Below are 25323 nucleotides of genomic sequence, written 5' to 3' on the forward strand. Positions count from 1 at the left end.
TCGACCGCGGTCAAGCAAGGCATGGCGGCGCATACGGCGCTGGAGCAACTGTTTGCCGGCGAGGTGCCCACCTTCATGCGACAGGACGACCAGGATCAGGCGGCATGAGCTGAATAGTTACAATTAGCCTTCCAATTCAGCGGGTAATGTTTTGTAACCTGCAAGTTACGGCCTCTAGCCTAGGAAAAGCTGGCTCCAACGTCAAAACCTGACGTTGGTTTTTTTCGAATACACTGTTCGAAAATGTCCGATAGTCTCCCTGTCTTCACAGTCAGCGCATATAGGACTAAAATGGTACGCAATCGCTGAGCGAGCTGGAGAGCAGCAATGCTGAAGCTGTCAAAGCTGACCGACTATGCCGCTGTGGTGATGGCACAGATAGCGCGCCACCCCGATCGGGCATATGCCGCTGCGGAGCTTGCTGAAGCAGTGAAGTTGCCGCATCCGACTGTCAGCAAGACGTTGAAGATGCTGGTGCGTGCCGGTCTGCTGGTTTCACGGCGAGGGGTCCAGGGCGGTTATCGCCTGGCGCGCTCGCCGTCGCAGATATCGGCTCGCGACATCATCGCCGCCATCGAAGGGCCGGTGGCAATGACCGAATGCAGCCAGATCGACGGCGATTGCGAGTTGCTGGGCAACTGCAGCGTCGCCGACAACTGGCAGCGCGTGACGCTGGGTGTCCAAACATTGCTCGATAGTGTCAGTTTGGCACACCTGGCACAGACCACGCCAATCAAGTTACCCGTGCAGCTACCCATACAGAGCGTGACGCTAGCGGCTTCGGCCGAGGGCTGACACGCCGATCATCGCTTGAACAGGGCGCAAGCAGACCGCCCGGAGGGGAAGACCATGGCTACAGAGGAAATGGAGCAGCTCGTACGTCGCGAGTATACCCAGGGTTTCGTGACCGACATCGAGAGCGACACGGTTCCGCCCGGCCTGGATGAAAGCGTCATCGCTTTCATCTCGCAGAAGAAGGGCGAACCCCAGTGGATGCTCGACTGGCGTCTCGAGGCTTACCATCAATGGCTGAAGATGACCGCTCCCTCCTGGGCGCATCTCAGTTACCCGGCGATCGACTATCAGGCGATTTCCTACTACAGCGCGCCCAAGAAACCCGAGGACCGACCGCAGAGCCTCGACGAAGTCGACCCCAAGTTGCTCGAGACCTACGAGAAACTGGGCATTCCCCTGCACGAACGTGCGGCGTTGGCCGGCGTGGCGGTGGATGCGGTGTTCGACTCGGTGTCGGTGACCACCACCTTCAAGGACAAGCTCGCCGAAGCGGGGGTGATCTTCTGTTCGATCTCCGAGGCGATCCGTGACTACCCCGAACTGGTCAAGCACTACCTGGGTAGCGTGGTGCCGCAGGGCGACAACTACTTCGCGGCGCTCAATTCGGCGGTATTCACCGACGGCTCGTTCGTCTACGTGCCGGAAGGCGTGACCTGCCCGATGGAGTTGTCGACCTACTTCCGCATCAACGCCGCCAATACCGGCCAGTTCGAGCGCACGCTGATCGTCTGCGACAAGCAGGCGCAGGTCTCCTATCTCGAGGGTTGCACGGCGCCGCAGCGCGACGAGAACCAGCTGCACGCCGCGGTGGTCGAGCTGGTGGCCCTGGAAGACGCCTACATCAAGTACTCGACGGTACAGAACTGGTATCCCGGCGACGAGGACGGCAAGGGCGGCATCTACAACTTCGTCACCAAGCGTGCCGATTGCCGCGGCGATCGTTCCAAGGTGTCGTGGACGCAGGTCGAGACCGGCTCGGCGATCACCTGGAAATACCCGTCGTGCATGCTGCGCGGCAAGGACAGTGTCGGCGAGTTCTACTCGGTGGCCGTCACCAATGGCCGTCAGCAGGCCGATACCGGCACCAAGATGATCCATATCGGCGAGAACACCAAATCGACGATCGTCTCCAAGGGGATCGCCGCCGGGCGCAGCGATCAGGCCTATCGCGGGCTGGTCAAGATCGGTCCGCGAGCGCGGGGCGCGCGCAATTTCACGCAGTGCGATTCGCTGCTGATCGGCGATCGCTGCGGTGCGCATACTTTCCCCTATCAGGAGATCGGCAACAGCACGGCCACCGTCGAGCACGAAGCGACGACCTCGAAGATCGGCGAAGACCAGCTGTTCTACTGCCGCCAGCGCGGCATCTCCGAGGAGGACGCGGTCAACATGATCGTCAACGGCTTCTGCAAGGACGTCTTCCAGGAGTTGCCGATGGAGTTCGCGGTCGAGGCCGAGGCGCTGTTGAACGTGACCCTCGAGGGCGCCGTCGGTTAAGGCGCTATTGCGCTCGGTCATGACGCGCCAAGTGGCGTACTAGTTTATCGGGGTCGTCGAGGCGGCTCGAATCCAGATTCAAGGTGGCAACACATGCTCGAAGTCAAAGATCTGCACGTCTGCGTGGAAGGCTCGAAAATCCTCAAGGGGCTCTCGCTGACGATTCTTCCCGGCGAGGTCCACGCGATCATGGGCCCTAACGGCGCCGGCAAGTCGACGCTGTCGGCGGTGATCGCCGGCAAGCAAGGCTACGAAGTCACCGCGGGCACGATCACCTTCGAAGGTCGCGACGTGCTCGACATGGAGATCGAAGAGCGGGCCCAGGCCGGCCTGCTGATGGGCTTCCAGTACCCGGTCGAGATTCCGGGGGTCAAGAACATCTACCTGCTCAAGGCGGCGCTCAATGCAAGCCGCGAGGCGCGCGGGGAGAGCGAGATCCCGGCGCCGGAATTCATGAAACTGGTCAAGGAGAAGCTGGCGTTCATGAAGATGGACTCGAGCTTCCTGCAGCGCGCCGTCAACGAAGGTTTTTCGGGCGGCGAGAAAAAGCGTAACGAGATCCTGCAGATGCTGATCCTCGAGCCCAAGCTGGCGATGCTCGACGAGATCGACTCGGGGCTCGACATCGACGCCATGAAGATCGTCGCCGATGGCGTCAACTCGTTACGCAATGCCGATCGGGCGATTCTGATGGTCACCCACTATCAGCGCCTGCTCGATTACATCATCCCCGACAAGGTGCATGTGCTGGTCGGCGGTCGCATCGTCAAGTCCGGCGACAAGAACCTGGCCCTGGAACTCGAATCGCGCGGCTACGAATGGGTCGTGGAGGAGTCCGCAGCATGAGCGAGCGCAGTTTGAGTGAAGAGCAAGGCTTTCTCGAGCGGCTACGGGCGCGGGACGAGACGCGTGACGCCGAGCCGACCTGGATCGCCGCGCGACGTCAGGCCGGCGCCGCGCGTTTCAAGGCGTTGGGGTTCCCCACCAAGCGCGACGAGCGGTGGAAGTACACCGATGTGCGGCGCATCAGTCAGGGCCGTTTCGCCCTGGCCGACAACGCCGACTTCTCGCCGGGCCAGGCGGCGGCATTGACCCTGCCGCTGGCCTCGGCGATCCGGCTGACCTTCGTCGACGGGCTGTTTTCCGCCCAACTTTCGGATCTCGCCGCGTTGCCCGCCGGCGTCACGGTGGAGCCGTTGTCCCAGGCGCTGAGCGACAACCACGAGGCCGTGGGGGGCGTGCTGGGGCGTCTGACCGGCGTCGACTTCTCGCCGTTTGCCGCCTTGAACACGGCGTTTTCCGAGGAGGGCGCGGTGATCCGCCTGGCGCCGGGCGTGGCGGTCGAGACGCCGATCGTCGTGCAGTTCCTGTCGCGCGCCAATGCAGCGCCGGTGATGAGCCACCCGCGGGTGCTGATCCAGGCCGGCGCACGCAGCGAGGCCACGGTGATCGAGCATTTCGCCGGTGAAGCGGATGCCGCCAACTTCACCAACGTGGTGGCCGAGGCGCTGCTCGAGCGGGGCGCGATCCTCACTCATTACACGCTGCAGGAAGCGCCGCTGGGCGATTCGCTGATTACCAGCCTGCAGGTGGACCAGGGGCGCGACAGCCGTTTCACCTCGTTCAACGTCAACCTGGGCGGGGCGCTGGTGCGCAACGATCTGGTCAGCGAACTGAACGCCGAAGGCGCCGAGGCCCATTTCTACGGCCTGTTCTACGCCCAGGGGCGCCAGCACATCGATAACCACACGCTGGTCAATCACAATGCGCCGCACACGGTCTCCAACGAGAACTACAAGGGAATTCTCGACGATCGTGCGCGGGGCGTGTTCAACGGCAAGGTCATCGTCAAGCGCGACAGTCAGAAGATCGAGGCGGATCAGAGCAATGCCAATCTGCTGCTTTCCGATCGCGCCGAAATCGACACCAAGCCCGAGCTCGAGATCTACGCCGACGACGTCAAGTGCTCCCACGGCGCGACCACTGGCCAGCTCGACGAGGAGGCGGTGTTCGCGTTGCGCACCCGCGGGCTCGACGAGCAGACCGCACGCGGCTTGCTGACCCTGGCGTTCGCCGGCGAAGTGATGGATCGGGTGACCCTCGATGCCGTCGCCGAGCGGGTCGAACGGGCGGTGGCCGGCAAGCTTCCCGAGCGCTTCAACCTCACCGGCCTGGTCGAACTTGCGGCACTCGAGCAGGGCAGCCATGCGCAGGAGGACGACGAGCATGACCGTGATGGCTGAGTTGACCCTGGATGTAGCGAAGGTGCGTCGCGACTTTCCGATTCTCGATCGGCAGGTCCACGGCAAGCCGCTGGTCTATCTCGACAACGCCGCGACCAGCCAGACGCCGATCCCGGTGATCGAGACGCTCGATCACTATTACCGGCACTATAACGCCAACATCCATCGCGGCCTGCATACACTGGCCGACGAGGCGACCGCCGCGTTCGAAGCGACGCGGGCCACGGTGCGCGATTTCCTGGGTGCCCGCGAGTCGCGCGAGATCGTCTTCACCCGCGGCACCACCGAGGCGATCAACCTGGTCGCCAATAGCTGGGGGCGGCGCAATCTCAGGCCGGGCGACGAAGTGTTGGTCTCGCGTCTCGAGCATCACTCCAATATCGTGCCGTGGCAGCTGCTGGCCGCCGAGCTGGGATTTACCATCAAGGTGATTCCCATCGACGAGCGCGGCGTGCTCGACATGGACGCCTACCGCGAGCTGTTCAGCGCGCGCACTCGGCTGGTGGCGGTCAACCACGTTTCCAACGCCATCGGCACGATCAATCCAGTTACCGAGATGGCACGCATCGCCCACGCGCATGATGCGCTGATTCTGGTCGACGGCGCCCAGGCGGCACCCCACGAGCCGATTGACGTGGTCGCGCTCGATGCCGACTTCTATGCCTTTTCCGGCCACAAGGTCTACGGTCCGACCGGGGTCGGCGCGCTCTATGGCAAGGCCGAGCTGCTCGAAGCCATGCCGCCCTGGCAGGGCGGCGGCGAGATGATCGACACGGTGAGCTTCGAGGCCGGCAGCACATACGCCGCGATACCCCACAAGTTCGAGGCGGGCACCCCGGCGATCGCCGATGTGATCGCGCTGGGCCGAGCGCTCGAGTGGGTCGAGCAGATCGGCGTGTCGCTGATCGGCGCCTGGGAGCAGCGTCTGCTGGCGCATGCCAATGAGCAGCTCGCCGCCATTCCCGGTCTGCGCCTGCTGGGCACCGCACCGCACAAGGCCGGCGTGGTATCGTTTGTCGTCGACGGTGCGCACGCTCAGGACATCGCGCTGCTGATCGATCAGTTGGGGGTGGCCATTCGCACCGGCAATCACTGCGCTCAACCGCTGTTGCAGCACTTCGGCGTGACGGCGACCTGCCGGGCGTCATTCGCCGCCTACAACACGTCCGAGGAGATCGATATCTTCGTCGCGGCGCTCGCGCGTGCCGTCGAGATGGTGCGATAGATTCGGCAACGGAGCCGTAATGCAGCCACTGGAAAGTCTTCTCTACAAGGGGCAGCAGATGCCTCTGCAACGCGATGTCGAGGCGATCTCGATTCCCTTCGGCAAGAGCGTCACGCTGAGCGAGGATGCGGTCGTCTCGATCATGCAGGCCAAGGGCAGCACGGTCAGCATCGGCTTTGAAGGCCGGATGTTCCTGATCGAGGGCAGCGATCTCGATGCGCTCGGCCTGGAGGCCCTGCCCCGGCCGACGCTGCCCGAGGATGCCGACGACGAGACGCTCGAGCGTTTCGTCTGGGAGCAGTTGCGGACCTGCTACGACCCCGAGATCCCGGTCAATATCGTCGATCTGGGATTGGTCTACGGGTGCCGCATCGAACACCTGCTGAGCGGCGAGCGGGTGGTGACCGTGCGCATGACGCTCACCGCCCCCGGTTGCGGCATGGGTGATGTGATCGCCGAGGATGCCCGGCGCAAGATCCTCGGTGCGCAACCGATTTCCCGGGTGCATATCGATATCGTCTTCGATCCACCCTGGAGTCGGGAGATGATGACCGAGGAAGCCCGCCTCGAACTGGGTCTGTTCTGATGCCTGCGCGGGTTGGCCTCTCGGCGTACCGCCAGCGCTATGGCGCGACCCGGCAATGCCAGGAGAGTTGCTAGGCGATGGCGGCAAGGCGCAGAACATGGTTGAAGCGGGCGGCAGCGGCGACTGCCGCCCTCTTCGTGTTGGCCGTCGGGGTCGTTCTGGCGGCCAACTGGTGGTTGCTGTCGCGCACCCAGGGGCGCATCGAGGACGATCTGCTGCTGTGCCGAGCGGCACCGGTCGGCATCGTCTTCGGCACGTCCTATTGGACCCGTGGCGGAGGGCGCAATCCGCATTACGCGGCGCGGCTCGATGCCGCTGCGCGCCTGCTGCGCATGCAGCGTGTCCAGCATCTGCTGCTGTCCGGCGACAATCGCACCCGCTATTACAACGAACCGGTCACCATGTGGCGCGACTTGCGCAAGGTCAATGTGCGCGATAGCGACATGACGCTCGATTATGCCGGCTTCAGCACCTTCGACACCCTGGTTCGTGCGCGCGAGATCTTCGCCGTCGACCAGGCGCTGTTGATCACCCAGGACTGGCATCTGCCGCGGGCGCTGTTCATTGCCGACGCCCTGGGCATCGAGGCGACCGGTTGCGCGGCACCGACACGGCGGGCAGCGGGGGAGTGGCGGTTGCGCGTGCGTGAATGGCTGGCGCGGGTGGCAACGCTGGGCGATCTCTACATCTGGCAGCGCGAACCCTATTTCCTGGGACCGCGCGAACCGCTGCAGATAGCGCCGGCGGGGTGATCGCATTACTGTGGAGGTGACGCCCGACGGCGCTTAACGGCGCTGTTTGGGCTTGTGCAGCTTGTAAAGTTCACGGATCAGCGCGCGGCAGCCCTTCCAGCAGCGTTCGATGACCGGCTCGATGGGGTCGGGCAGAGGGTGCGTGTAGAGGGTCGACAACGACTGCATGACCACCCGTTCCTGCTCGAGCAGCTCGCCGACCAGTACCTGACTGTCGTCGCCGACGAAGCTCTTCAGCCGGCTCCACAGCCATAGATAGTCGTCGCGCTCGACATCGGCGTCGCGGGGCAGAATGTCGAGGTGCTGCTTGGCGAGCGCCTGAAGGTCGCGCATCGCTTCGCCGCGTTCCTCGAAATGCGGCTTGAGCGCATCGCGCAGCGATGGGCGCAAGCGTTCGAGATTGTCCTGGAAATAGTCGAGGCTGTCGGCCAGCGCTTCCAGTACGTTGTCCATCGCCACTTGGCGATTATCGAGAAACATGAGCGGTCACCTCCTCCGGTGACGCAGATTGTGCGGCTGGAAACAGTGTTTTGCTACCCCTGCCGGCAAGAAATACTGTGTTTCCATCGAAATGGCGTCGTCCAGGGTTATCGGCGGCGAGGCGCGATACTTAACCCTTGGGCTTGGGCGGCGCCTTGCGTGGCGTGACGGCATGCTTTTCCAGATGCTCGATGATCAATCCGGCGATGTCGCGTCCGGTGGCGCTCTCGATGCCCTGCAGCCCCGGCGAGGAGTTGACCTCCATGATCACCGGGCCATGATTGGAACGTAGCAGGTCGACGCCGGCGACGCGCAGGCCCATCGCCTTGGCGGCGCGGATCGCCGTCGAGCGCTCTTCAGGCGTGATGCGGATCACGCTGGCGCTGCCGCCACGATGCAGGTTGGAGCGGAATTCGCCTTCCGCGGCCTGGCGCTTCATCGACGCGACGACCTTGTCACCGATCACCAAGCAGCGGATGTCGGCTCCTCGCGCCTCCTTGATGTATTCCTGGACCATGATGTTGGCCTTCATGCCCATGAAGGCCTGGATCACGCTTTCGGCGGCCTGGTTGGTTTCGGCCAGCACCACGCCGATCCCCTGGGTGCCTTCCAGCAACTTGATGACCAGCGGCGCGCCCTTGACCATGGTGATCAAATCAGGAATGTCGTCGGGCGAATGGGCGAAGCCGGTGATCGGTAGTCCCAGGCCCTTGCGCGAAAGCAGCTGCAACGAGCGCAGCTTGTCGCGTGAACGAGTGATGGAAACGTTGTCGTTGAGCACATAGGTGCTCATCATCTCGAACTGACGCAATACGGCGCAGCCATAGAAGGTCACCGACGCGCCGATGCGCGGAATCACCGCGTCGAAGGGCTCGAGCTCGGCCCCTTTGTAATGGATCGAGGGGCGATGCGAGGCGATGTTCATGTAACAACGCAGCGTGTCGACCACGCGCACGCTGTGGCCGCGGTTCTGGCCCGCTTCGACCAGTCGGCGAGTGGAGTACAGATTGCGGTTACGCGACAACAGGGCGATGTGCATGGTGTTCTCCGGACGAGACGTAAGCGGGTAAATGGCGTGACGCAGTCGCTCAGGGTTCGCCATGCAGGAAAGCCGTACCCGGCGCGACCAGCAGACGGCGCATGGCACGACGCCCCAGCAGCATGGGGTGGCGCATGTTACGACGATCGCTCAGCGAAAGCTCGACAGGATAGTCGAGTTCGCCAAGCTGCATCGGGGTACGGATGATGTAGCGCCATTCGGCCTGACCGTTGGAACTGGTCACCTTGCGCCGGTCGTGAAGATGCATCCGGACCGAGTGTGCCGGGCTCTCTACGCCGCTGCCGCGGGTCACGAAGCTGACCCATAGATGGCCATGCTCCTCGAAAGTCTCGATGTCTTCGGCATGCAGGGACGAAGTGCGTGCTCCGGTATCGGCCTTGCAGCACAGGGTCAGGCCGATTTCCGGCAGGGTCACCATTTCGCGACGGCCGATCACCGCCTTCGCTTGGTAGGGCAATGCTTTCATCGGCGCTCCTGTTGTTCGATACGGACGGGTCGGTACAGGCGGATCGGCACTCGGCTCAATGCGTGAGTGGCTGCAGGCATCGGCCGACCGGCGATTGCGGAGAAGTCTGACGCAGGTACATCAGCAACGGTAACCGCAGACGGGGCAGCAACGCCAGATCGCGGACCACGCTGGTAAAGCCTCCCGGGCTATGGCGGGCCAGGGCGTCGAGAAACAGCGGCAATCGCTGGGCGTGTTCGAGATGCGTCCAGCCGCGCGCGGCGATCGCCGCGAGCAGATCCGCCCCGCAGGCGGCGCTGTCGGCGAGCAAGGCATCGTACCAAGGACCGACGAGGTCGGTCGCGCCTTGACCGACACTGCGCACGCAGGCACTGAACGTTTCGATATCGCCTTCGTGCGCCGCAGCCTCGCCGCGGGCGATCAGTGCCTGGAGCAAATCCGCGCTGGGCTCGACGTGTTCCAGGCAGTGGCTCAGCGGGCGTAGCACGTCGACTGGCAGGGCATGCAACCGGGCTGCCAGTCTACCGGCCTGGACGTGGTCATGGCGTACACTGAAATCCGCCAGTCCCTGCAGGCCCAGCGCCGGCCACTGCTCGGGCTCGGCAGCAGCGAGCAGGTAGTCCTCGACGAGCTCGAAATGCTCGCTGGCGGGGCGTCCCAGGTCGGCACTGGCGCGGGCATGCAGCATTGCGCGCTGAGTGATGTCCGGGGTAAAGGCCAGCGGGTTGTCCTGCATCAGGTTGTCGATGTGCCGATCGTCATCCTGCAGCCGGTTGGCCGAGCGACCCAGCGTTTCCAGCAGGCGTTGCAGGAAAGCGTCGCGCGGTGCCGGGTCGAGCAGGCCCTGTTCGTCCAGCGGCAGCGACAAAAACCAGATCAGCGGATCGTCGGCATCGCCCAGGCGAAACACACAGGCCAATTGGGCGCGGCCCAGCCACGGCAGCGGCCAAGGCTGATCGCCCGCTTCGAAAGCGGCGAGCGTAGCCTCGGGGCAGCCGACGACCTGGCGGCCCAGGGTATAGAAGCGGGCCTGTGCACCGCTACGGGCGAAGAAGTCGCAAAGCGTGTGTATCGGTGACATGACGTCCTCACGGTTGAGCCGCGAACTGTAGCGCGTCGCCGTCGGCCTTTCTACCTCGATGATTCGTTGAGCGGTCAGTTTTTGATCAGTTCGTGGCGTGTCAGACGCCACGACCGCAGGGCCGGCTTTTCCAATGATTATCCACAGGCTATTTCAGGAAAACTGTGTATCGACTCGCCGCCCATGGCATCTGCAAATAGTGAGTGCCTATTGGTCAAAGGCGGTTCAAGTCACTAAGCTATGTAACCAAATCGAATAAACGAGGTGCTCGTTTATTCTTATCCAGCAATGAAGCAGCGAACAACCACGGAGAGTCATCATGCGGCGATTGATAGCGACCCTGGCAATGGGCACTCTTTTGACGGCTTCCTTGGGAGCCACGGCGCAGGACATGGCGCAGGAGAAAGGTGGCGGTAGTTTCAAGGTGGGGATGTCGGGCGGCTATTTTCCGTTCACCTTCGTCGAGCAGGACCAGCTCAAGGGCTTCGAGGTCGACGTCATGAATGCGTTGGGCGAGCAGATGGAGGCGGATATCGAGTTCGTCACCGCCAACTTCTCGGGGCTGTTCGGCATGCTCGAGTCGGGGCGCATCGACACCATCGCCAACCAGATCACCATCACCGACGAGCGCCAGGCCAAGTACGCCTTCACCGAGCCCTACGTCTATGATGGCGCCCAGGTCGTGACCCGCAAGGGCAACGATACCATCGAAGGCGTCGAAGACCTGCGCGGCAAGACGGTGGCGGTCAACCTGGGCTCGAACTATGAGCAGTTGTTGCGCGAACTGCCCTACGCCGACGAAATCGACATTCGCACCTACGAGAGCAACATCGAACAGGACACCGCGCTGGGTCGAGTCGACGCCTTTGTCATGGATCGCGTAAGCGCCTCGCAGGTGATCAAGGAAAAACCGCTGCCGCTGGAGCTTGCCGGCAAGCCGTTCTCGGAAATCCGCAACGCGCTGCCGTTCCGCGATACCGAGCAGGGACGCGCGCTGCGCGATCGCTTCGACAAGGCGCTGGAGACACTGCGCGACAACGGCACTCTGGAGGAAATCTCCCAGCGCTGGTTCGGCACCGACATCACTCAGCGTTAAGCGTCGGGCTTACTGAATGGGCGTCCTGGATTTCGACTACATGCTGGGGCTGGTGCCGATTCTGCTCGGCTACCTGCCGCTGACCCTGGAGATGGCGACCGCCGGCATGGTGCTGGGGCTCGCCCTGGCCGCCGTGCTGGCGGTGATACGGGTGTTGCGCGTGCCCGGGCTCAATGCCGTGACGCTGTTGTTCATCTCGTTCTTTCGCGGTACGCCACTGCTGGTGCAGCTGTTCCTGTTCTATTACGGCCTGCCGCAGCTGTTCAGCGCGCTGACCCAGATCAACGGCGTCACGGCGACGATCCTCGGCCTGACGCTGCATTTTTCGGCGTACATGGCGGAATCGATTCGTGCCGCCATCGTCGGCGTCGATCGCAGTCAGACCGAAGCGGCATTGTCGATTGGCATGACCAGCCTGCAGTTGATGCGGCGGATCGTGCTGCCCCAGGCCACGCGGGTCGCGGTCCCGACGCTGATGAACTACTTCATCGACATGATCAAGGCGACGTCGCTGGCCTTCACGCTCGGCGTCACCGAGCTGATGGGCGCTACCCAGAAGGAAGCGGCCGGCAGCTTTCTCTACTTCGAGGCGTTCATCACCGTGGCGATATTCTACTGGGCGATCGTCGAATTGCTGGCCTGGCTGCAGCGGCGACTTGAAACCCGACTCAACAAGGCCTACCGGCGATGATCGAACTCAAGGGACTGACCAAGCGCTTCGGCGACAGCACGGTGCTCGATGGCATCGACCTGATCATCGAGCGGGGCGAGATCATCGTCGTGATCGGCCCCTCGGGTACCGGCAAGTCGACGTTGCTGCGCTGCGTGAACTTCCTCGAACGGCCCGAGGCCGGGCAGGTTACGGTCGGCGATCTGACGGTCGAGGCCACGCAGGCGCGCAAGCAGGAGATTCTCGAGCTGCGCCGGCGCACGGCCTTCGTCTTCCAGAACTATGCCCTGTTCGCCAACAAGACGGCCTTGGAGAACATCGCCGAAGGGCTGATCGTGATCAACAGCTGGCCGAAGCCGCGCGCTCACCGTCGCGCTCGCGAAATCCTCGCGCGCATCGGTCTGGCCGACAAGGCGGATGCCTATCCCGCGTCGCTGTCGGGCGGCCAGCAGCAGCGCGTGGGTATTGGCCGGGCGATGGCCGCGCAGGCGGAGGTCATCCTGTTCGACGAGCCGACTTCCTCGCTGGACCCGGAGTGGGTCGAAGAGGTCCTGGGGTTGATGAAGCAGCTTGCCGACGAGCGCCAGACCATGCTGGTGGTGACGCATGAAATGGGCTTCGCCCGCGACGTCGCCGATCGGGTGATCTTCATGGACGGCGGACGGATCGTCGAGCAGGGTCCGCCTGCCGAGGTGTTCTCCGCGCCGCGTGACGAACGTACCCGCAACTTCCTGCGCAAGGTGCTGGCCGGCCAGGCGCTGGGCGAGCCTTGAGACTGCCTGGCGGCTCGCGCGATAATGACGTTTTGCAATGACGGAGCCGCAATGACCGCTCATCAGCAACTCGACCAGGCGCTCAGCGGACTCGAATCGGCGCTGCGCAGTGTCGATCTGTGGAATACCGCGTGTCCCGATCCTCGGGCTTTCGATAGCGTCCAGCCATTCTGCGTCGATACCATGGACTTGGCGCAATGGCTGCGCTACGTCTTCATTGCGCGCCTCCAGGCCCTGGTGGATGCGCAAGGGCCACTACCGGCCAGCTGCGAGGTGGCCCCGGCCGCCGAGGCCTATCTGCAGAACAGCAAGCCCAGCGACCGCGCGGTGGTGGTGGCGGCGATCGCCGAAGTGGACCGGATCGTTACAAAGGCCTGAGCATGGCCTGTGACTTCGCTTACGGAAGGGACATGAACGTCGCTCACGTAGCGGCACGTATCGGTGAGATGGCGCTGGGGTCATCGCGGCTGTCACCGCGTTGATGCGACTCGATCGGCGGGGCGAGCATTGAAACAGGGCGCTGCAGCAGCGGGATAAAAGGATTGGCCATAAGAACGCCGGGCATAAAGCCCGGCGTCGTCGTTACCAGGTGGTTGGCAGGCGTGGCTTAGAAGTTCAGGGTTACGCCACCGCCGACGATGACCGGATCGCTATCCAGCTCGCCGCTGGCACCGCCTGCAGCGTTGTAGTCCGCATCGACGTCGGCATAGGACGCGAAGCCATTGAACGACAGATAGTCGGTAACCACCAGGTCGACGCCCACTTCGCCCTTGGGTGACCAGGTGTTGTCGACGCTGAGGCCGGCGCTCTCGCCCGAGAAGCGCGTGTAGTTGGCGCCCACGCCCGCGTAGGGCTGGATGCGCGAATCGAGGCCGCCGAGCGGGTAGTACTCGACCATCAGATCGATCAGCTGGCTGTCGACTTCGCCATTGACACCCTGACCGGACAGGCTGCGCTCGAACTTGTCGCTGCCGCCCAGGGTCACGCCGACCTTGTCCTGGATCATGTAGCCGACGCTGCCGACGAAGGCGCTGTCGTCGCTGATATCGATGCCGTCGCCGGTGGCATTGTTCTCGGCAATGCCGCCGCGCAGCAGGATGTCGCCAGCTTCATAGGCGAACGATGTCTGTGAGGCAACGATCAGGCTGCCGGCGACGATAGAAGCGGAAAGCAGTTTCATCTTGGTCATGTGTGGCTCCTTGCTGATAAGCGGGATGACAACATCCACTGTCTGTTTGCTCCGGCTATCGCCGGGTTTATGAAACAGTGTTTTCATACTGTGCTGGCAGTATAGGAAACACTGTTCGCTTATGTCACGTAAAATTTTGTTATTAGACTAAAGGAGTGTATGGCCTGTTACGATCGGACATCAAGAATGCGACTTCGTGGCGCTTGTCGCGGTGAGCCGCTTTACTGAAGTCAGGTCAACGATCAAGGAGCGAGAGATGCTCGCGGCAAGCTATCGACAGGGAACCCGACTATTGGCGCTAGTGCTGGCCTCGGCAATGGCATTGCTGCTGCTGTTGCGTCCCGAGATCATCAGTGGTCTGACGCTTATCTGGCGCCTGCCGCTCTGGCTGCTCGGGGTTTGGGCGCTGGGCGCCGGCTTCGCCCATGGGGTCGGTCTCACCGTGCGCCCCGGCCCGTTGCGGCGCTGGCTGGGGCCGCCCTGGTGTTGGTTGGTGCTGGGGCTGTTCGGCGTGCTGCTGCTGTTGCGACTCTAAAAAAGGGCTCCATACGGAGCCCTTGCATCGCTTGTGAGAGTGCTGCGCGCCTTTAGCGATCGATATGCTGGTATTCACCTGCATCGGCCGTGGCACTGCTCACTACCAGGATCGCAATCAAGGAGGCGATGAAACCGGGGATGATTTCATAGACACCCGGACCGCCCATGAATTCTGAATTCCAGCCCAGTGAAATCCAGACGATGACAGTGGCAGCGCCTACGACCATGCCGGCAATGGCGCCCGCACCATTGGTGCGCGACCACATCAGCGACAGGATGATCAGCGGGCCGAATGCCGCACCGAAGCCGGCCCAGGCGTTACTCACCAGAGCCAGAACATTGGACTCGGGATCGGAGGCAATGATCGCCGCGACCAGGCCAACCAGCACGACGCAAACACGGCCGACAGTCACGGATTCGCGTTCACTGGCCTCCTTGCGCAGAAACAACCGATAGAAGTCTTCGGTAAGGGAAGACGAGGACACCAGCAGTTGACTGGAGATGGTGCTCATGATCGCGGCCAGCAAAGCCGCATAGAGGAAGCCGGTAATAAACGGATTGAACAGCAATTCGGACAAGATGATGAAGATGGTTTCCGGATCCTCGACATTCAAACCGTTGCGTACCGCGTAAGCTCGACCGAAGATGCCCAGAGATATGGCGCCGATGAGTGCAACACCCATCCAGGTCATGCCGATATTGCGCGCAATCGGTACCTCTTTCAGGCTGCGAATTGCCATGAAGCGCACGATGATGTGGGGTTGGCCAAAATAGCCCAGGCCCCAGGTGACCGCCGACAGCCAGCCGATGAAGGTCAGTCCCTCCGTCCATGAAAGCAGCGTGGGATCGACCTCTCCCAGAGTCTGGGTCGCCTGGGCAAAGCCGCCGCCACCTTCGCCAAAGAGTACGACGAGTGGCATGATCACCAGGGCCACCACCATGATGCAACCCTGCACGAAGTCCGTCATGCTTACCGCCAGGAAGCCGCCGACCACCGTATAGACCAGCACGACGCCCAAGGTGATGATGATGCCGACCGCGTAATCGCTCATGCCCCCGATACTGATGATTCCCCCGAACGCGCTTTCAAACAGCTTGCCGCCTGCAACCAGGCCGGATGCCGTATACACCGCGAAGAACACGACAATGACGATGGCTGAGACGGTACGCAGTGACATGGACCGGGTGGGGAAGCGGTTTGCCAGAAAGGACGGAATCGTCAAGGCATTACCGTAATGCACGGTCTGCTCGCGGAGCCGGGGGGCGACAAGAATCCAGTTGACGAAAGCCCCGACGAACAGGCCTATGCCAATCCACGCAGAGGCCAGACCGGAAACGAAGAGCGCCCCGGGCAGCCCCAGCAGCAACCAGCCACTCATGTCCGAAGCCCCGGCTGACAAGGCCGCTACCTTTGGGCTGAGGCCCCGCCCGCCCAGCACGTAGTCTTCAGACGAAGACGTGGATTTGCGCATTGCATAAACGCCGATGGCGATCATCAACGCAAAATAGATGAATAGACTAATCCAGACACCAATAGCCATGAAGCTTCTCCAGTTCATTAGCGCGGTTACCGAGCAGAATCCGGTAGTGGCGCGCATTGTTTTTGTAACTCTCTTTTCTATTCACGAAACCAGGCGATGAAGGCGAGGCCGAGCATCGCCCGGCGAGTGCTGGCACCCGCCGGGCAGATTACTCGGCCCCGGTCATTCATCGCCCAGCGCGAGTAGTGACGCGTTGCCGCCCAGGGCGGCGGTATTGATGGTCAGCGCTTTTTCGGTGGCGAAGCGCAACAGGTAGTTGGGCCCACCGGCCTTGGGCCCGGTCCCCGAAAGGCCCTGGCCACCGAAGGGTTGGACACCGACGACGGCGCCAATGATATTACGGTTTACATAGACATTGCCCACACGGATTCTCTGCGCAATGGTCTTGGCGAACGATTCGTTGCGGCTATGCACGCCAAAGGTCAGGCCATATTGCTTGGCGTTGATGGTCTCGATCACGCGATCGATTTCGTCGGCCTTGTAACGCACGATGTGCAGGATCGGCCCGAACTGCTCGCGCTCCAGCGCGCCGATGCCGTCGATCTCGAAAGCGGTGGGGGCGACGAAGTTGCCGTGGGCGGTATGCGCCGGGTCGAGCGAGGTCTCGGCGATCAGCCGGCCTTCGCCCGTGAGCTGCGCGATGTGCGCGAGCAGGCCCTGGCGCGCCTCGTCGTCGATCACCGGGCCGACATCGGTGCCCAGGTCGCGGGGGTCGCCGACGCTGAGCTCGGCCATCGCGCCCGTGAGGATCTCGATCACCCGATCGGCGACGTCCTCCTGCAGATAGAGCACCCTCAGCGCGCTGCAGCGCTGGCCGGCGCTCTGGAAAGACGAGCGGACGACGTCGGCGACGACCTGTTCGGGCAGCGCGGTAGAATCGACGATCATCGCGTTGAGACCGCCGGTTTCGGCGATCAGCGTGGCCAGCGGGGCGCCTTCGCGGGCGGCCAGCGAGCGGTTGATGATCTGGGCGGTGTCGGTGCCGCCGGTGAAGGCAATGCCGGTGATGCGCGGATCGGAGCTCAGCACGCTGCCCACGGTGGGGCCATCGCCGGGCAACAACTGCACGACGTCGCGGGGCATGCCCGCTTCATGGAGCAGTTCGACGACCCGGTGGGCGACCAGCGAAGTCTGCTCGGCGGGTTTGGCGAGCACGCTGTTGCCGGCCACTGCGGCGGCGACCATCTGGCCGCAGAAGATCGCCACCGGAAAGTTCCACGGGCTGATCGTCGCGAACACACCCTTGCCGGCCATCATCAGTTGATTGGATTCGCCGGTCGGGCCGGGCAGCTGGGTCGGTTCGGCGAACAGCTCGCGGGCGCGGCTGGCGTAATAGCGGCAGAAATCCACCGCTTCGCGGATCTCGTCGACGCCGTCGGTGAGCAGCTTGCCGCCCTCGCGGGAGCATAGCGTCATCAGTTCGGCGAGGTGCTCTTCCATCAGGTCGGCGAAACGCTCGAGGATCTGTGCACGCTCCTCGACCGGGGTGGCATCCCAACGCGGGAAGGCCTGCCAGGCGATCTCCACGGCTCGTTCGGCCTGTTCGCGGGTCGTCCACTGCACGCTACCTATAAGCTTGCGCGTATCGTAAGGGTTGCGAACTTCCTGGCGCTGCTCGGGGTCGTCGTCGACATCGAAGCCCAGCAACGGCTTGACGTGGTGTTCCTGATCCATGTGCTGGGCCATGGCGTCGACCAGCGGCTGGTAGTGGCTGCGGATATTCAGGTTGACGCCCTTGGAGTTCTTGCGCGTGCCATAGATAGCGCGCGGCAGCGGAATCCTGGGGTTGGCGTAGCACTCGTACTGACCGAGCGTCTCGACCGGGTGTACGCACAGCGACTCGACCGGCACGCGCGGGTCGACCAGTTGGTGCACGAACGACGAGTTGGCGCCATTTTCGAGCAGCCGGCGTACCAGGTAGGGGAGCAGGTCCTTGTGCGCCCCTACCGGCGCATAGATGCGGCAGTAGGTGCCGGCGGGCGCGCGCTTGAGGGCGGCGTCATAGAGCGCCTCGCCCATGCCGTGCAGACGCTGGAACTCGAACGGGCGATCGGTGGCGTTGGCCAGTTCGAGGATGGTGCTGATGGTGTGTGCGTTGTGGGTGGCGAACTGCGGGAAGATCCGCCCACGGGTGTTTTCCGAAAGCAGGAAGTGCACGCAGACCAGATAGCCGACGTCGGTGTTCGCCTTGCGGGTGAATACCGGGTAGCCGTCGACGCCGAGCTGCTGGGACTCCTTGATCTCGGTATCCCAGTAGGCGCCCTTGACCAGGCGTAGCGGAATCTCGTCGCCCTGCAGGTCGGCAAGGCGGTTGATGTAATGCAGCACCGGCAGGGCGCGCTTGGCGTAGGCCTGGACGACCAGCCCGAAGTGCCCCCAGCCGCGGCACTCCTCGCTCGCGTAGACGGCGCGGAAGACTTCCAGCGAAAGTTCCAGGCGGTCGACTTCCTCGGCGTCGATGGTGATCGCCACATGGCGCTGGCGAGCCATGGCGACGAGCTGCTTCACGCTGTCGACCAGCTCGACCAGGATCTGCTGGCGATGGCCGAACTCGTAACGCGGATGCAGCGCGGAAAGCTTGATCGAGATCGACGGCGCGGGGGTCTTGTCGCTGAGCTTGCGGCTGACCTCGCCGACGCGCTTGATGGCATTGGCGTAATCGTCGAAGTAGCGTCCGGCATCCGTGCGGGTCCGCGCAGCTTCGCCGAGCATGTCGTAGGAGTAGGTGTAGCCCTTTTCGAACAGCGGCTGCGAGCGCTTCAGGGCCTCGTCGACGCTGCGCCCGAGCACGAACTGGCGGCCCATGATCTTCATCGCCTGGTACATGGCGCTGCGGATCACCGGCTCGCCCATGCGGTTGACCAGCTTGTTGATGAAACTGGCCGGCTTGCCGTCGCGCGGCTTGTCGAGCTGGATGACGCGGCCGGTCATCAGAAGGCCCCAGGTCGAGGCATTGACGAACCACGACTCGCTCTGGCCGACGTAGGCCTTCCAGTCGGCGGGGCCCAGCTTATCCTCGATCAGCGCATCGGCGGTGGCCTTGTCGGGAATGCGCAGCATGGCCTCGGCAAGACACATCAGCATCAGCCCTTCATGGGTGTCGAGACTGTACTGCTGCAGCAACTCATCGATGGAATCCACGGCGGTATCCATCTCGCGGACTTCACGCACCAGCTCGGCGGTCTTGTCGCCGATTCGGGCGAAGTCGTTCTCGTCGGCCTGCAGAACGGCGACGAGCTCGGCCATGAAGGCGTTCTCGTCGACGATATAATGCTCGCTCAGGCGCGTGAGCAAGGTGTCCAGGTCCTGTTGCCAGGTCTGGCTGTCCAGCATGGTCTTGGCATCGAGCATATGAAGACCCCGTTAATGGCGATGTGACTCGGGCGCTGGCGTGGCCATCATCCATGAAGGCACACGAACGCCACGACCCCGGGTGAAACAGCGGGGTCCGAGAGGCAACCCGGTATGTGCTGAATTTAGGGTGGGGGAAGACGCCGCGTCTTGCCAATTTCGCGGTGACTTTTGTTAAAAAGTCGGGAGCTGGCCGATATGGGATCAGCCGTGCGACGAAAGTTTTAGACGATGATGCGGGCTACTCGGTGTCTCGTGTGCCAGCGATGGCCGGCGGCGTAGATGCCCGGGGGGGTGCCCATAAACGCGGCGAAAGGCGTGGGAAAGCGCGCTCTGGCTGGCAAAACCGGTCCGCGCGGCAATCTCGCCGAGTGGCAACGGCGAATCGGCAAGCAACTGCCGGGCGGCCGTCAGGCGTTGACGCAGCAGGTATTGATAGGGCGTTACCCCGGTCTGCTCGCGAAACAGCTCGCTGAAATGCGCGGCGCTCAGACAGGCGTGACGGGCAAGATCGGTGACGCTCAGGCGGCGCTCGATGTTCTGCCCGATGTAGGCGTCGATGGCCGCCAGATCGATGCGCCGGGAGCGTTGAGAAGCGTTATCCGGCATGCGCGCATTGAGGCAGCCGAGGAAGGTCGCGGCGAGCAGGTCGCCGGGGGCCGGCTGTGGCTGAGTGAGCTCGCGGACCAGAAAGCGCAGGTAGACGCGCAGCGGCGCATCGAGCGCGAAGAAGCGCGGCGCATCGAACAGCCGGGCATGCCCGCGGTGGCTGCCGGTCAGCGCCGGCGCATCGTCGGGCAGGTCGAAAATCAGCTGGCGGTTGGTGCCGATGCCTTCGTAATAATGCAGGTGGTTGGCGGGAACGATGCAGCCGGATAGCGCGGCGATGCGCCCGCCAAGCCCCTCGATCTCGAAATCGGCATGGCCGTCGAGACCGATCACGATCTGGTGGAAGTCGTGAGCGTGATGCTTGATGGTATTGTCGAGCGGCGTAAGACGAATGGCGCTGGACATGTCGTTACCTCGTGACGCCAATGCCAGCCATTGTATGCCGTCACCGCCGCCATGGCGATAGTGCCGGGGCTCTTCGTCGCCCCTCTCGGCTCCACCGATCGACCAGTTGGCAGCTTCGGCCGACGCCGGCGGCTAGAATTCGCGTTGGCCTTCATCGAGGGCCATGTGGGCGGCGAGATGGTCACGCAGCATGGTCAGTTCCTCGCGCCCGGCGCGGGACAGCAGCGAACCGCCGGTCGCGGCCTGCGAGAGGCGGCCATATTCGTCCATGATCCGCATCGCGCTGCGGCGTACGCTCTCGAGATACTGGTCGTGACGAACCGGATAGCCGATCACCGTATGCCATTCGTTCGTCGAGGCTTCGCCACCGAGCACACGGTCGAACAGCTGCAGCAGATGCTGCGGCTCGGTGCGATAGCGAGGTGTACGGGACAGCATCATCATCGCGATCGTGGCGCCGATGACCGTCATCGAGACGACGAATATCAACAGAAAGAGCGTCACGCTCATGTTACTTGACCAGGCCGAGCGAGTCGGACATGGCACGGTCCTGTAGCTGCTGATGAGCGAAGCGCACCGAGCAGATCGCCCGGGTCCTGACAGGGCGAGTAGTGGAGTACGGCGATTCGGCAATCGGCACCCAGCGCACGTCGTCGACGTTGCCCGCGGCGTAACGGCGCCGGGCCAGGCGGGTGGTGGCGGTCGAGGCGGCAACGACCAGGGTGCGCAAACTGTCTTTCATGGCTTGTGCCTTTTCGGCATCGTGTATCCAGCGACGGGTAGCTTAACGGATTACTGCCGGCGCGTTAATCATCCAGGGCAATGGCCGCAGAGGCCGGCAGCACGGTATCAGTGGTTGCAAAAACGAGATGGAGGGACAGGGCGATCATGGGACGGCCTTCCGCCAACTGGCGTTCCAGTCCGGGGCTCTGGGCGTCTTTCAAGAAGAAAGATGGAGCGGGCAAAGGGATTCGAACCCTCGACCCTCAGCTTGGGAAGCTGATGCTCTACCAACTGAGCTATACCCGCTCGATGCCCTGATGATAATGAATCGCCGGGCTTGCTGGCAAGGCAAGCATTCGCTGTTCGTTGATCGCCCATCATGAGACTCGGGGTAAATAAATGTCGATTTCCATGGATCGATGTCGGCAAGCCGTGGTCTCAGAATCAACCGCAACTTTTTGGCAGTCGCCGAAAAATTGCGTCTTTGCTTGCTGCATTCGATCTATTGGCCGCCGCATCCTCGATGCGGCGGTTTTTTAGGTGTCGTTGCAACGGTCTCGCGTCCACATGACTCGGGCTTAATGGGTGCTGCGCATCTGCAGGATGGCGCCGACCACGTCGCGTCGCGTGACGATGCCGACCAGGCGCTCCTGTTCGACCACCGGGTAGACCTTGGGCTTTTGTCCCTGCATCTCCTGGGCAAGGTCGGTCACGCTCTTGTTGGGCGTGACCGTGAGCACCTCATGGCGCATCAGCTCGCGTACCGGTGCCGGCTCGTCGCTGAGATAGACGCTCTCGAACAGCTTGGCCATCACGTCATGTTCGGAAATGAAACCGATCAGGTGATCGCGTTCGTCGACGACCGGCGCGCCCGGCAGTCGGTGCAGGGCCAGGCCGGCCACGAGCGTCGCCACCGATGTGTCAGCGGTGACTCGGTAACAGTCGCGGGACATGATGTCGCGTACCGTCATGGGCGCCTTGTCGGTCATGTGCTTGTCTCCTCGAAGGACTGATAACCCTGCTGGACCCGACCCTGTCCGACCGGGATTGCCCGGCCCGCGTTTCCTGCGGTGCGATCAAAAGCGCCACGAAACGACGTCCGTTGCACTTGCGGTTTCAGCATAGCCCAGCTCAAGGAGGATGATGGGCTGCTCCGCGAGTACCTGGGGATCATGCGCAACTGCTATCCTGGGGGGCACGCCACCGATATTCCGGCTGGTTCGTGGTCTGCCAAGCGATTGGCTCCGCTCCTGGCTGGCGATGAACGCGAACAGCAGCGGGGCGGTCATATAAGCAACTGTCATAAATAGCCTATATGTTATCTTGGTCGCCCTGGGCGACCGGTTACGCTGCAAGGAGGTGCCATGAACGCAAGAGACTATCTCGCCAGGCGGGGCATCGCGCTCGAGCGTGAGGAGGAACGCCCCAATACCCTGGAGGAACGGGCCTGGCAGCGTGCACGTCATGCCGGAAGCCAGCGCCCGCGCAGCGGCACGCCTCATGACTGGGAGGATTGGGAGCGCCACCATGCGCAACTCGCCGACGATGCCGAACGGATCGCGCAGAAGTACGATCATGCGGCGCACCGGCGAGAGGATGACGAAACTTCAGACAAGTCATGACTTGAAGCGCCCGGCCGTCGGGCCCATATGAACAATGAGGTTCGCGACGCTCAGCGCGCGTTCGTCCAAGGAACGACACTCAGCGTATCTAGAGGAGACGCATATGGACGTGATCCGCATCATTCTGGCAATCCTGCTGCCCCCGCTCGGGGTCTTCCTGCAAGTCGGTCTGGGGCTACAGTTCTGGCTCAACATCCTGCTGACGATTCTCGGCTACATTCCCGGGATCATTCATGCGATATGGATCATCGCCCGGCGCTGAGCGTATTCGCCAAGACACCATCGAGCCTCCTCCCCGCAGGAGGCTTTTTCATGGTACGAGGCAAACCCGGCGGCTTCGCCGGGCCCCGCCAAGACACCATCAACCGAGAGCATTGACGCCGGTCTGTTCGCGCAGGCGCTTATAGAGCGTGGTGCGGCTTATGCCCAATTCCCGTGCCAACGCCGAGAGGTTGCCGCGATGAGCAGCCAGACGCTCCCGCAGACCGCCGAAAGCAGGCGGCGCCGATACCGGCCGGTTGGCCGGCATGGCCGGCACGGTGGACGGCACCCGCGCGACGTAGGCGTCCGGGGCGCATGCATTGGCGGGTAGATGCTGGAGATCGATTAGAGGTCCGTCGCTGATTGCCAGCGCGACACGCAGGACATTCTCCAGCTCGCGAATGTTGCCCGGCCAGCGCTGCCGGCACAGCCAATCCAGCAATGCGGGCGATGCCCGAGGCGGTAGACTCTGCGTTGCCTCGAGGTCGAGTTCACGCATCAGCCGGGCAAGTAGGACCTGCACCAGGGCGGGAATGTCCTGGCGTTCGCGCAAGGGCGGCAGACTCAACTCGACTCCGCACAGCCGGTAGTACAGGTCGGCGCGAAAGCGCCCGCTGGCTACCTCGTCGGCCAGTGGACGATGGGTGGCAGCGATGACTTCGATATCCACCGGGTGGGCGGTGCTGCCGCCCAGCGGCGTGACCTTGCGTTCCTGCAGCGCCCTCAACAGGCGGGCCTGAACCGGCAGTGGCATATCGCCGATCTCATCAAGGAACAGTCGGCCGCCATGTGCCTCGCGCAAGCGCCCCGGATTGCCGCGTGGGTCGGCGCCGGTAAAGGCCCCGCGCACATAGCCGAACAGTTCGGCTTCGACCAGCGCGTCGGGAATGGCCGCACAGTTGATGGCGATGAGCGGTTTGTCGGCGCGCCGGCTAGCAGCGTGCAGTGCCTTGACGAAGACTTCCTTGCCGGTGCCGGTTTCGCCATAGAGCAGCATGGCGATGCCGCGATCACCGAGGCGCTCGGCGAGGAGGATCGCCTGACGCAGGCGCGGGTCGCCCAGATCGAGAGCCGACAGTGGCGAGGGCGTGGAAGCACCCTTGGCATCAACCAGGCGATCCGGGGCGGCGAGCTGGCCGTAGCAGTGATAGCGCCCGGCGACGCGCAGGGGCATCAGCGCATTGCCGTGCGCCACCAGTGCCGACCAGCTCGTGTCGAAGAGCGTTTCGATGGTGGTTCCCGTCAGCGCTTCGCGCTCGAGCTTCAGTAGCCAGCAGGCCCGTGAGTTGCCATTCACCGGTTGGCCCTGTTCGTCGAGAATCAGCAGCCCGGAACGTGGGCCGTCGATATCGTCGCGGTTGGCGCTGAACGTCAGCCGAAAATGGCGATGGCGGTAGTGGGCGATCAGCCGGCCATTCTCGATTCGCATCGCCAGGACCTGTAGCAGACCGCTGTAGCGCGACGAGCGGTTGCGGTAGGGGTCGCTGAGCAACGCCAGGCAGGCGTCGACCTCCCCGCGCCAGTTACGGACCGGCACCGCATGACCGGCTAGGTGATGCAGGGCGTCGCAGGTATGTTCGCGACCGATCACGTCCAGAGCATCGTCTTCGGCGAGGCAGGTGCCGATGGCGTTGCAGCCGATCTGCGCCTCCCCCCACTGCGCACCGGGCAGCAGCCAATCTTCATGACTCGGAAGCATGGCCCGCGAGTCGCCCCAATGGGCCAGAATCACGGCGTCCCGATCGGCCAGCACCAGCACGCACTGCCAATGCCGCAGCATGGCGCCGACTTCGGGTACAAGATCCTCGTCCAGTAACTCCAGCAGGGGGCGGGCCAGGGTACGCCGCTGCTCGAGATCGTCTGCCGAATATCGGTCAGGCTGGCGGCCGCCAGTCGGGGCGCCCATGTCATCCAGACGATATCCGGCGCGCGCGATGTGGGCACGTTGCCGGTGCTTGGCATCCTCTTGCATGGCAGTTCCCCTATCTTGTTTTTTCGCTTTCGAACATTTATGTGCACGAACACGTGTTCATAAACTGTACAGGGTGTGTTCAATCTAGCCTAGCCGAGTTGTCCACAAATACGCTTATACCAAGGTAGGGTGAGAATTTTTAATTTATAGAACAGGTGCTTGAATATGGTTTTTAAGAAAGGTGAAGGCTTCGGGAGGAAATTGGCATGGCGTTCGCTTATGAACATGAAGAATTTGCGAACATGAAAAAGGATCGCCTCACCCATGTCTCTAGCCCGGATATTTCATCAGACATGAAAAAAGCGGCTGAAAATCGGTTATAATTCAAGCTCCTACACAAGAATCAACCGCATCAACCGCCATGACGAAATGTACCATGCCGACCGCCT

Annotated in this window: 26 protein-coding genes and 1 tRNA gene; 14 read left to right on the plus strand and 13 right to left on the minus strand. The window is 62.9% G+C overall.

The features are described 5' to 3' along the window. Window positions 1-327 precede the first annotated feature (327 nt). The 7 genes from K7I12_RS15605 to K7I12_RS15635 all read left to right on the plus strand — a co-directional run bounded on the left by K7I12_RS15605 (window position 328) and on the right by K7I12_RS15635 (window position 7098). Window positions 328-795, plus strand: a complete 468-nt coding sequence (locus K7I12_RS15605) for an SUF system Fe-S cluster assembly regulator (RefSeq protein ID WP_031382791.1) — start codon at window positions 328-330, stop codon at window positions 793-795. 54 nt (window positions 796-849) lie between these two features. After that, a complete protein-coding gene (gene sufB, locus K7I12_RS15610) occupies window positions 850-2292 on the plus strand; it encodes a Fe-S cluster assembly protein SufB (protein ID WP_031382792.1) in 1443 nt (480 codons plus the stop codon). Between the two features lie 93 nt (window positions 2293-2385). Further along, window positions 2386-3138 (plus strand): Fe-S cluster assembly ATPase SufC, encoded by a 753-nt coding sequence (sufC, locus tag K7I12_RS15615; protein ID WP_031382793.1) that lies wholly within the window; start codon window positions 2386-2388, stop codon window positions 3136-3138. Window positions 3139-3149: 11 nt separating this feature from the next. Further along, window positions 3150-4535 (plus strand): Fe-S cluster assembly protein SufD, encoded by a 1386-nt coding sequence (gene sufD, locus K7I12_RS15620; protein ID WP_051907589.1) that lies wholly within the window; start codon window positions 3150-3152, stop codon window positions 4533-4535. Then, the gene (locus K7I12_RS15625; RefSeq protein WP_031382795.1) at window positions 4519-5760 is read left to right on the plus strand and encodes a cysteine desulfurase; all 1242 of its coding nucleotides are present in this window, start codon (window positions 4519-4521) and stop codon (window positions 5758-5760) included. Before sufD ends, K7I12_RS15625 begins: the two co-directional genes overlap by 17 nt. A gap of 19 nt (window positions 5761-5779) precedes the next feature. Beyond that, the gene (gene sufT, locus K7I12_RS15630; protein WP_031382796.1) at window positions 5780-6346 is read left to right on the plus strand and encodes a putative Fe-S cluster assembly protein SufT; all 567 of its coding nucleotides are present in this window, start codon (window positions 5780-5782) and stop codon (window positions 6344-6346) included. A gap of 77 nt (window positions 6347-6423) precedes the next feature. Further along, entirely contained in the window at window positions 6424-7098 is a 675-nt protein-coding gene (locus K7I12_RS15635) for a SanA/YdcF family protein (RefSeq protein ID WP_051907348.1), read from the plus strand. Between the two features lie 33 nt (window positions 7099-7131). On the opposite strand, the gene K7I12_RS15640 is transcribed toward K7I12_RS15635, so the two are convergent. From K7I12_RS15640 to K7I12_RS15655, 4 genes are all read right to left on the minus strand, one after another. Continuing rightward, window positions 7132-7578: a hypothetical protein gene (locus K7I12_RS15640; RefSeq protein WP_031382798.1), complete on the minus strand. Its 447-nt coding sequence runs from the start codon at window positions 7576-7578 to the stop codon at window positions 7132-7134. A gap of 130 nt (window positions 7579-7708) precedes the next feature. After that, a complete protein-coding gene (gene rimK / locus K7I12_RS15645; RefSeq protein WP_031382799.1) occupies window positions 7709-8617 on the minus strand; it encodes a 30S ribosomal protein S6--L-glutamate ligase in 909 nt (302 codons plus the stop codon). A 49-nt stretch (window positions 8618-8666) separates the two neighbouring features. Further along, a complete protein-coding gene (locus tag K7I12_RS15650) occupies window positions 8667-9104 on the minus strand; it encodes an ATP-dependent zinc protease family protein (protein WP_031382800.1) in 438 nt (145 codons plus the stop codon). A 55-nt stretch (window positions 9105-9159) separates the two neighbouring features. Beyond that, complete coding sequence (locus K7I12_RS15655) at window positions 9160-10185, minus strand: DUF3549 family protein (protein ID WP_031382801.1); 1026 nt, start codon at window positions 10183-10185, stop codon at window positions 9160-9162. Window positions 10186-10504: 319 nt separating this feature from the next. On the opposite strand from K7I12_RS15655, the gene K7I12_RS15660 reads away from it, so the two are divergent. The 4 genes from K7I12_RS15660 to K7I12_RS15675 are packed head-to-tail and all read left to right on the plus strand — an operon-like array spanning window position 10505 to window position 13102. Then, on the plus strand, window positions 10505-11281 hold the full coding sequence (locus tag K7I12_RS15660; RefSeq protein ID WP_031382802.1) for an amino acid ABC transporter substrate-binding protein: 777 nt from the start codon (window positions 10505-10507) through the stop codon (window positions 11279-11281). A gap of 16 nt (window positions 11282-11297) precedes the next feature. Beyond that, complete coding sequence (locus tag K7I12_RS15665; protein WP_031382803.1) at window positions 11298-11972, plus strand: amino acid ABC transporter permease; 675 nt, start codon at window positions 11298-11300, stop codon at window positions 11970-11972. Further along, window positions 11969-12724, plus strand: coding sequence for an amino acid ABC transporter ATP-binding protein (locus K7I12_RS15670; protein WP_031382804.1), 756 nt, complete (start codon window positions 11969-11971; stop codon window positions 12722-12724). Before K7I12_RS15665 ends, K7I12_RS15670 begins: the two co-directional genes overlap by 4 nt. A 51-nt stretch (window positions 12725-12775) precedes the next feature. Beyond that, a complete protein-coding gene (locus K7I12_RS15675) occupies window positions 12776-13102 on the plus strand; it encodes a YqcC family protein (protein ID WP_031382805.1) in 327 nt (108 codons plus the stop codon). A gap of 229 nt (window positions 13103-13331) precedes the next feature. On the opposite strand, the gene K7I12_RS15680 is transcribed toward K7I12_RS15675, so the two are convergent. Beyond that, complete coding sequence (locus K7I12_RS15680; RefSeq protein WP_031382806.1) at window positions 13332-13913, minus strand: OmpW/AlkL family protein; 582 nt, start codon at window positions 13911-13913, stop codon at window positions 13332-13334. 256 nt (window positions 13914-14169) lie between these two features. Between K7I12_RS15680 and K7I12_RS15685 the strand changes: the two genes are divergently transcribed. Beyond that, complete coding sequence (locus K7I12_RS15685; RefSeq protein WP_051907350.1) at window positions 14170-14448, plus strand: cyd operon YbgE family protein; 279 nt, start codon at window positions 14170-14172, stop codon at window positions 14446-14448. 52 nt (window positions 14449-14500) lie between these two features. On the opposite strand, the gene putP is transcribed toward K7I12_RS15685, so the two are convergent. From putP to K7I12_RS15720, 7 genes are all read right to left on the minus strand, one after another. Next, window positions 14501-15991, minus strand: a complete 1491-nt coding sequence (putP, locus tag K7I12_RS15690; protein ID WP_031382808.1) for a sodium/proline symporter PutP — start codon at window positions 15989-15991, stop codon at window positions 14501-14503. Between the two features lie 162 nt (window positions 15992-16153). After that, complete coding sequence (gene putA / locus K7I12_RS15695; protein ID WP_031382809.1) at window positions 16154-19342, minus strand: bifunctional proline dehydrogenase/L-glutamate gamma-semialdehyde dehydrogenase PutA; 3189 nt, start codon at window positions 19340-19342, stop codon at window positions 16154-16156. A gap of 204 nt (window positions 19343-19546) precedes the next feature. After that, entirely contained in the window at window positions 19547-20356 is an 810-nt protein-coding gene (locus K7I12_RS15700; RefSeq protein WP_231664639.1) for a helix-turn-helix domain-containing protein, read from the minus strand. A 132-nt stretch (window positions 20357-20488) separates the two neighbouring features. After that, a complete protein-coding gene (locus K7I12_RS15705; protein WP_269438707.1) occupies window positions 20489-20866 on the minus strand; it encodes a hypothetical protein in 378 nt (125 codons plus the stop codon). A gap of 1 nt (window position 20867) precedes the next feature. Continuing rightward, complete coding sequence (locus tag K7I12_RS15710) at window positions 20868-21098, minus strand: hypothetical protein (protein ID WP_231664640.1); 231 nt, start codon at window positions 21096-21098, stop codon at window positions 20868-20870. Between the two features lie 211 nt (window positions 21099-21309). After that, window positions 21310-21385 (minus strand) — tRNA-Gly (locus K7I12_RS15715). A gap of 272 nt (window positions 21386-21657) precedes the next feature. After that, window positions 21658-22068: a CBS domain-containing protein gene (locus K7I12_RS15720; RefSeq protein WP_031382813.1), complete on the minus strand. Its 411-nt coding sequence runs from the start codon at window positions 22066-22068 to the stop codon at window positions 21658-21660. 375 nt (window positions 22069-22443) lie between these two features. Between K7I12_RS15720 and K7I12_RS15725 the strand changes: the two genes are divergently transcribed. Beyond that, window positions 22444-22701 carry a hypothetical protein gene (locus K7I12_RS15725; RefSeq protein WP_084173317.1) on the plus strand — a complete coding sequence of 86 codons (258 nt, stop codon included), beginning with the start codon at window positions 22444-22446 and terminating at the stop codon, window positions 22699-22701. A gap of 103 nt (window positions 22702-22804) precedes the next feature. Further along, window positions 22805-22963 carry a YqaE/Pmp3 family membrane protein gene (locus K7I12_RS15730; protein WP_035575124.1) on the plus strand — a complete coding sequence of 53 codons (159 nt, stop codon included), beginning with the start codon at window positions 22805-22807 and terminating at the stop codon, window positions 22961-22963. A gap of 99 nt (window positions 22964-23062) precedes the next feature. Here K7I12_RS15730 and K7I12_RS15735 read toward each other — a convergent pair whose 3' ends face one another. Continuing rightward, window positions 23063-24934 carry a sigma-54-dependent Fis family transcriptional regulator gene (locus K7I12_RS15735; RefSeq protein ID WP_051907351.1) on the minus strand — a complete coding sequence of 624 codons (1872 nt, stop codon included), beginning with the start codon at window positions 24932-24934 and terminating at the stop codon, window positions 23063-23065. Between the last annotated feature and the right edge of the window lie 389 nt (window positions 24935-25323).

It is taken from the genome of Halomonas sp. IOP_31, assembly GCF_021151495.1.
GTDB classification, from domain to species: Bacteria; Pseudomonadota; Gammaproteobacteria; order Pseudomonadales; family Halomonadaceae; genus Modicisalibacter; species Modicisalibacter zincidurans.

Coding starts and splice junctions, on each gene's coding strand:
- K7I12_RS15605 (WP_031382791.1), top strand. CDS start 328: ATGCTGAAGCTGTCAAAGCTGACCGACTATGCCGCTGTGGTGATGGCA.
- sufB (WP_031382792.1), top strand. CDS start 850: ATGGCTACAGAGGAAATGGAGCAGCTCGTACGTCGCGAGTATACCCAG.
- sufC (WP_031382793.1), top strand. CDS start 2,386: ATGCTCGAAGTCAAAGATCTGCACGTCTGCGTGGAAGGCTCGAAAATC.
- K7I12_RS15625 (WP_031382795.1), top strand. CDS start 4,519: ATGACCGTGATGGCTGAGTTGACCCTGGATGTAGCGAAGGTGCGTCGC.
- sufT (WP_031382796.1), top strand. CDS start 5,780: ATGCAGCCACTGGAAAGTCTTCTCTACAAGGGGCAGCAGATGCCTCTG.
- K7I12_RS15635 (WP_051907348.1), top strand. CDS start 6,424: ATGGCGGCAAGGCGCAGAACATGGTTGAAGCGGGCGGCAGCGGCGACT.
- K7I12_RS15640 (WP_031382798.1), bottom strand. CDS start 7,578: ATGTTTCTCGATAATCGCCAAGTGGCGATGGACAACGTACTGGAAGCG.
- rimK (WP_031382799.1), bottom strand. CDS start 8,617: ATGCACATCGCCCTGTTGTCGCGTAACCGCAATCTGTACTCCACTCGC.
- K7I12_RS15650 (WP_031382800.1), bottom strand. CDS start 9,104: ATGAAAGCATTGCCCTACCAAGCGAAGGCGGTGATCGGCCGTCGCGAA.
- K7I12_RS15655 (WP_031382801.1), bottom strand. CDS start 10,185: ATGTCACCGATACACACGCTTTGCGACTTCTTCGCCCGTAGCGGTGCA.
- K7I12_RS15660 (WP_031382802.1), top strand. CDS start 10,505: ATGCGGCGATTGATAGCGACCCTGGCAATGGGCACTCTTTTGACGGCT.
- K7I12_RS15665 (WP_031382803.1), top strand. CDS start 11,298: ATGGGCGTCCTGGATTTCGACTACATGCTGGGGCTGGTGCCGATTCTG.
- K7I12_RS15670 (WP_031382804.1), top strand. CDS start 11,969: ATGATCGAACTCAAGGGACTGACCAAGCGCTTCGGCGACAGCACGGTG.
- K7I12_RS15675 (WP_031382805.1), top strand. CDS start 12,776: ATGACCGCTCATCAGCAACTCGACCAGGCGCTCAGCGGACTCGAATCG.
- K7I12_RS15680 (WP_031382806.1), bottom strand. CDS start 13,913: ATGACCAAGATGAAACTGCTTTCCGCTTCTATCGTCGCCGGCAGCCTG.
- K7I12_RS15685 (WP_051907350.1), top strand. CDS start 14,170: ATGCTCGCGGCAAGCTATCGACAGGGAACCCGACTATTGGCGCTAGTG.
- putP (WP_031382808.1), bottom strand. CDS start 15,991: ATGGCTATTGGTGTCTGGATTAGTCTATTCATCTATTTTGCGTTGATG.
- putA (WP_031382809.1), bottom strand. CDS start 19,342: ATGCTCGATGCCAAGACCATGCTGGACAGCCAGACCTGGCAACAGGAC.
- K7I12_RS15700 (WP_231664639.1), bottom strand. CDS start 20,356: ATGTCCAGCGCCATTCGTCTTACGCCGCTCGACAATACCATCAAGCAT.
- K7I12_RS15705 (WP_269438707.1), bottom strand. CDS start 20,866: ATGAGCGTGACGCTCTTTCTGTTGATATTCGTCGTCTCGATGACGGTC.
- K7I12_RS15710 (WP_231664640.1), bottom strand. CDS start 21,098: ATGAAAGACAGTTTGCGCACCCTGGTCGTTGCCGCCTCGACCGCCACC.
- K7I12_RS15720 (WP_031382813.1), bottom strand. CDS start 22,068: ATGACCGACAAGGCGCCCATGACGGTACGCGACATCATGTCCCGCGAC.
- K7I12_RS15725 (WP_084173317.1), top strand. CDS start 22,444: ATGAACGCAAGAGACTATCTCGCCAGGCGGGGCATCGCGCTCGAGCGT.
- K7I12_RS15730 (WP_035575124.1), top strand. CDS start 22,805: ATGGACGTGATCCGCATCATTCTGGCAATCCTGCTGCCCCCGCTCGGG.
- K7I12_RS15735 (WP_051907351.1), bottom strand. CDS start 24,934: ATGCAAGAGGATGCCAAGCACCGGCAACGTGCCCACATCGCGCGCGCC.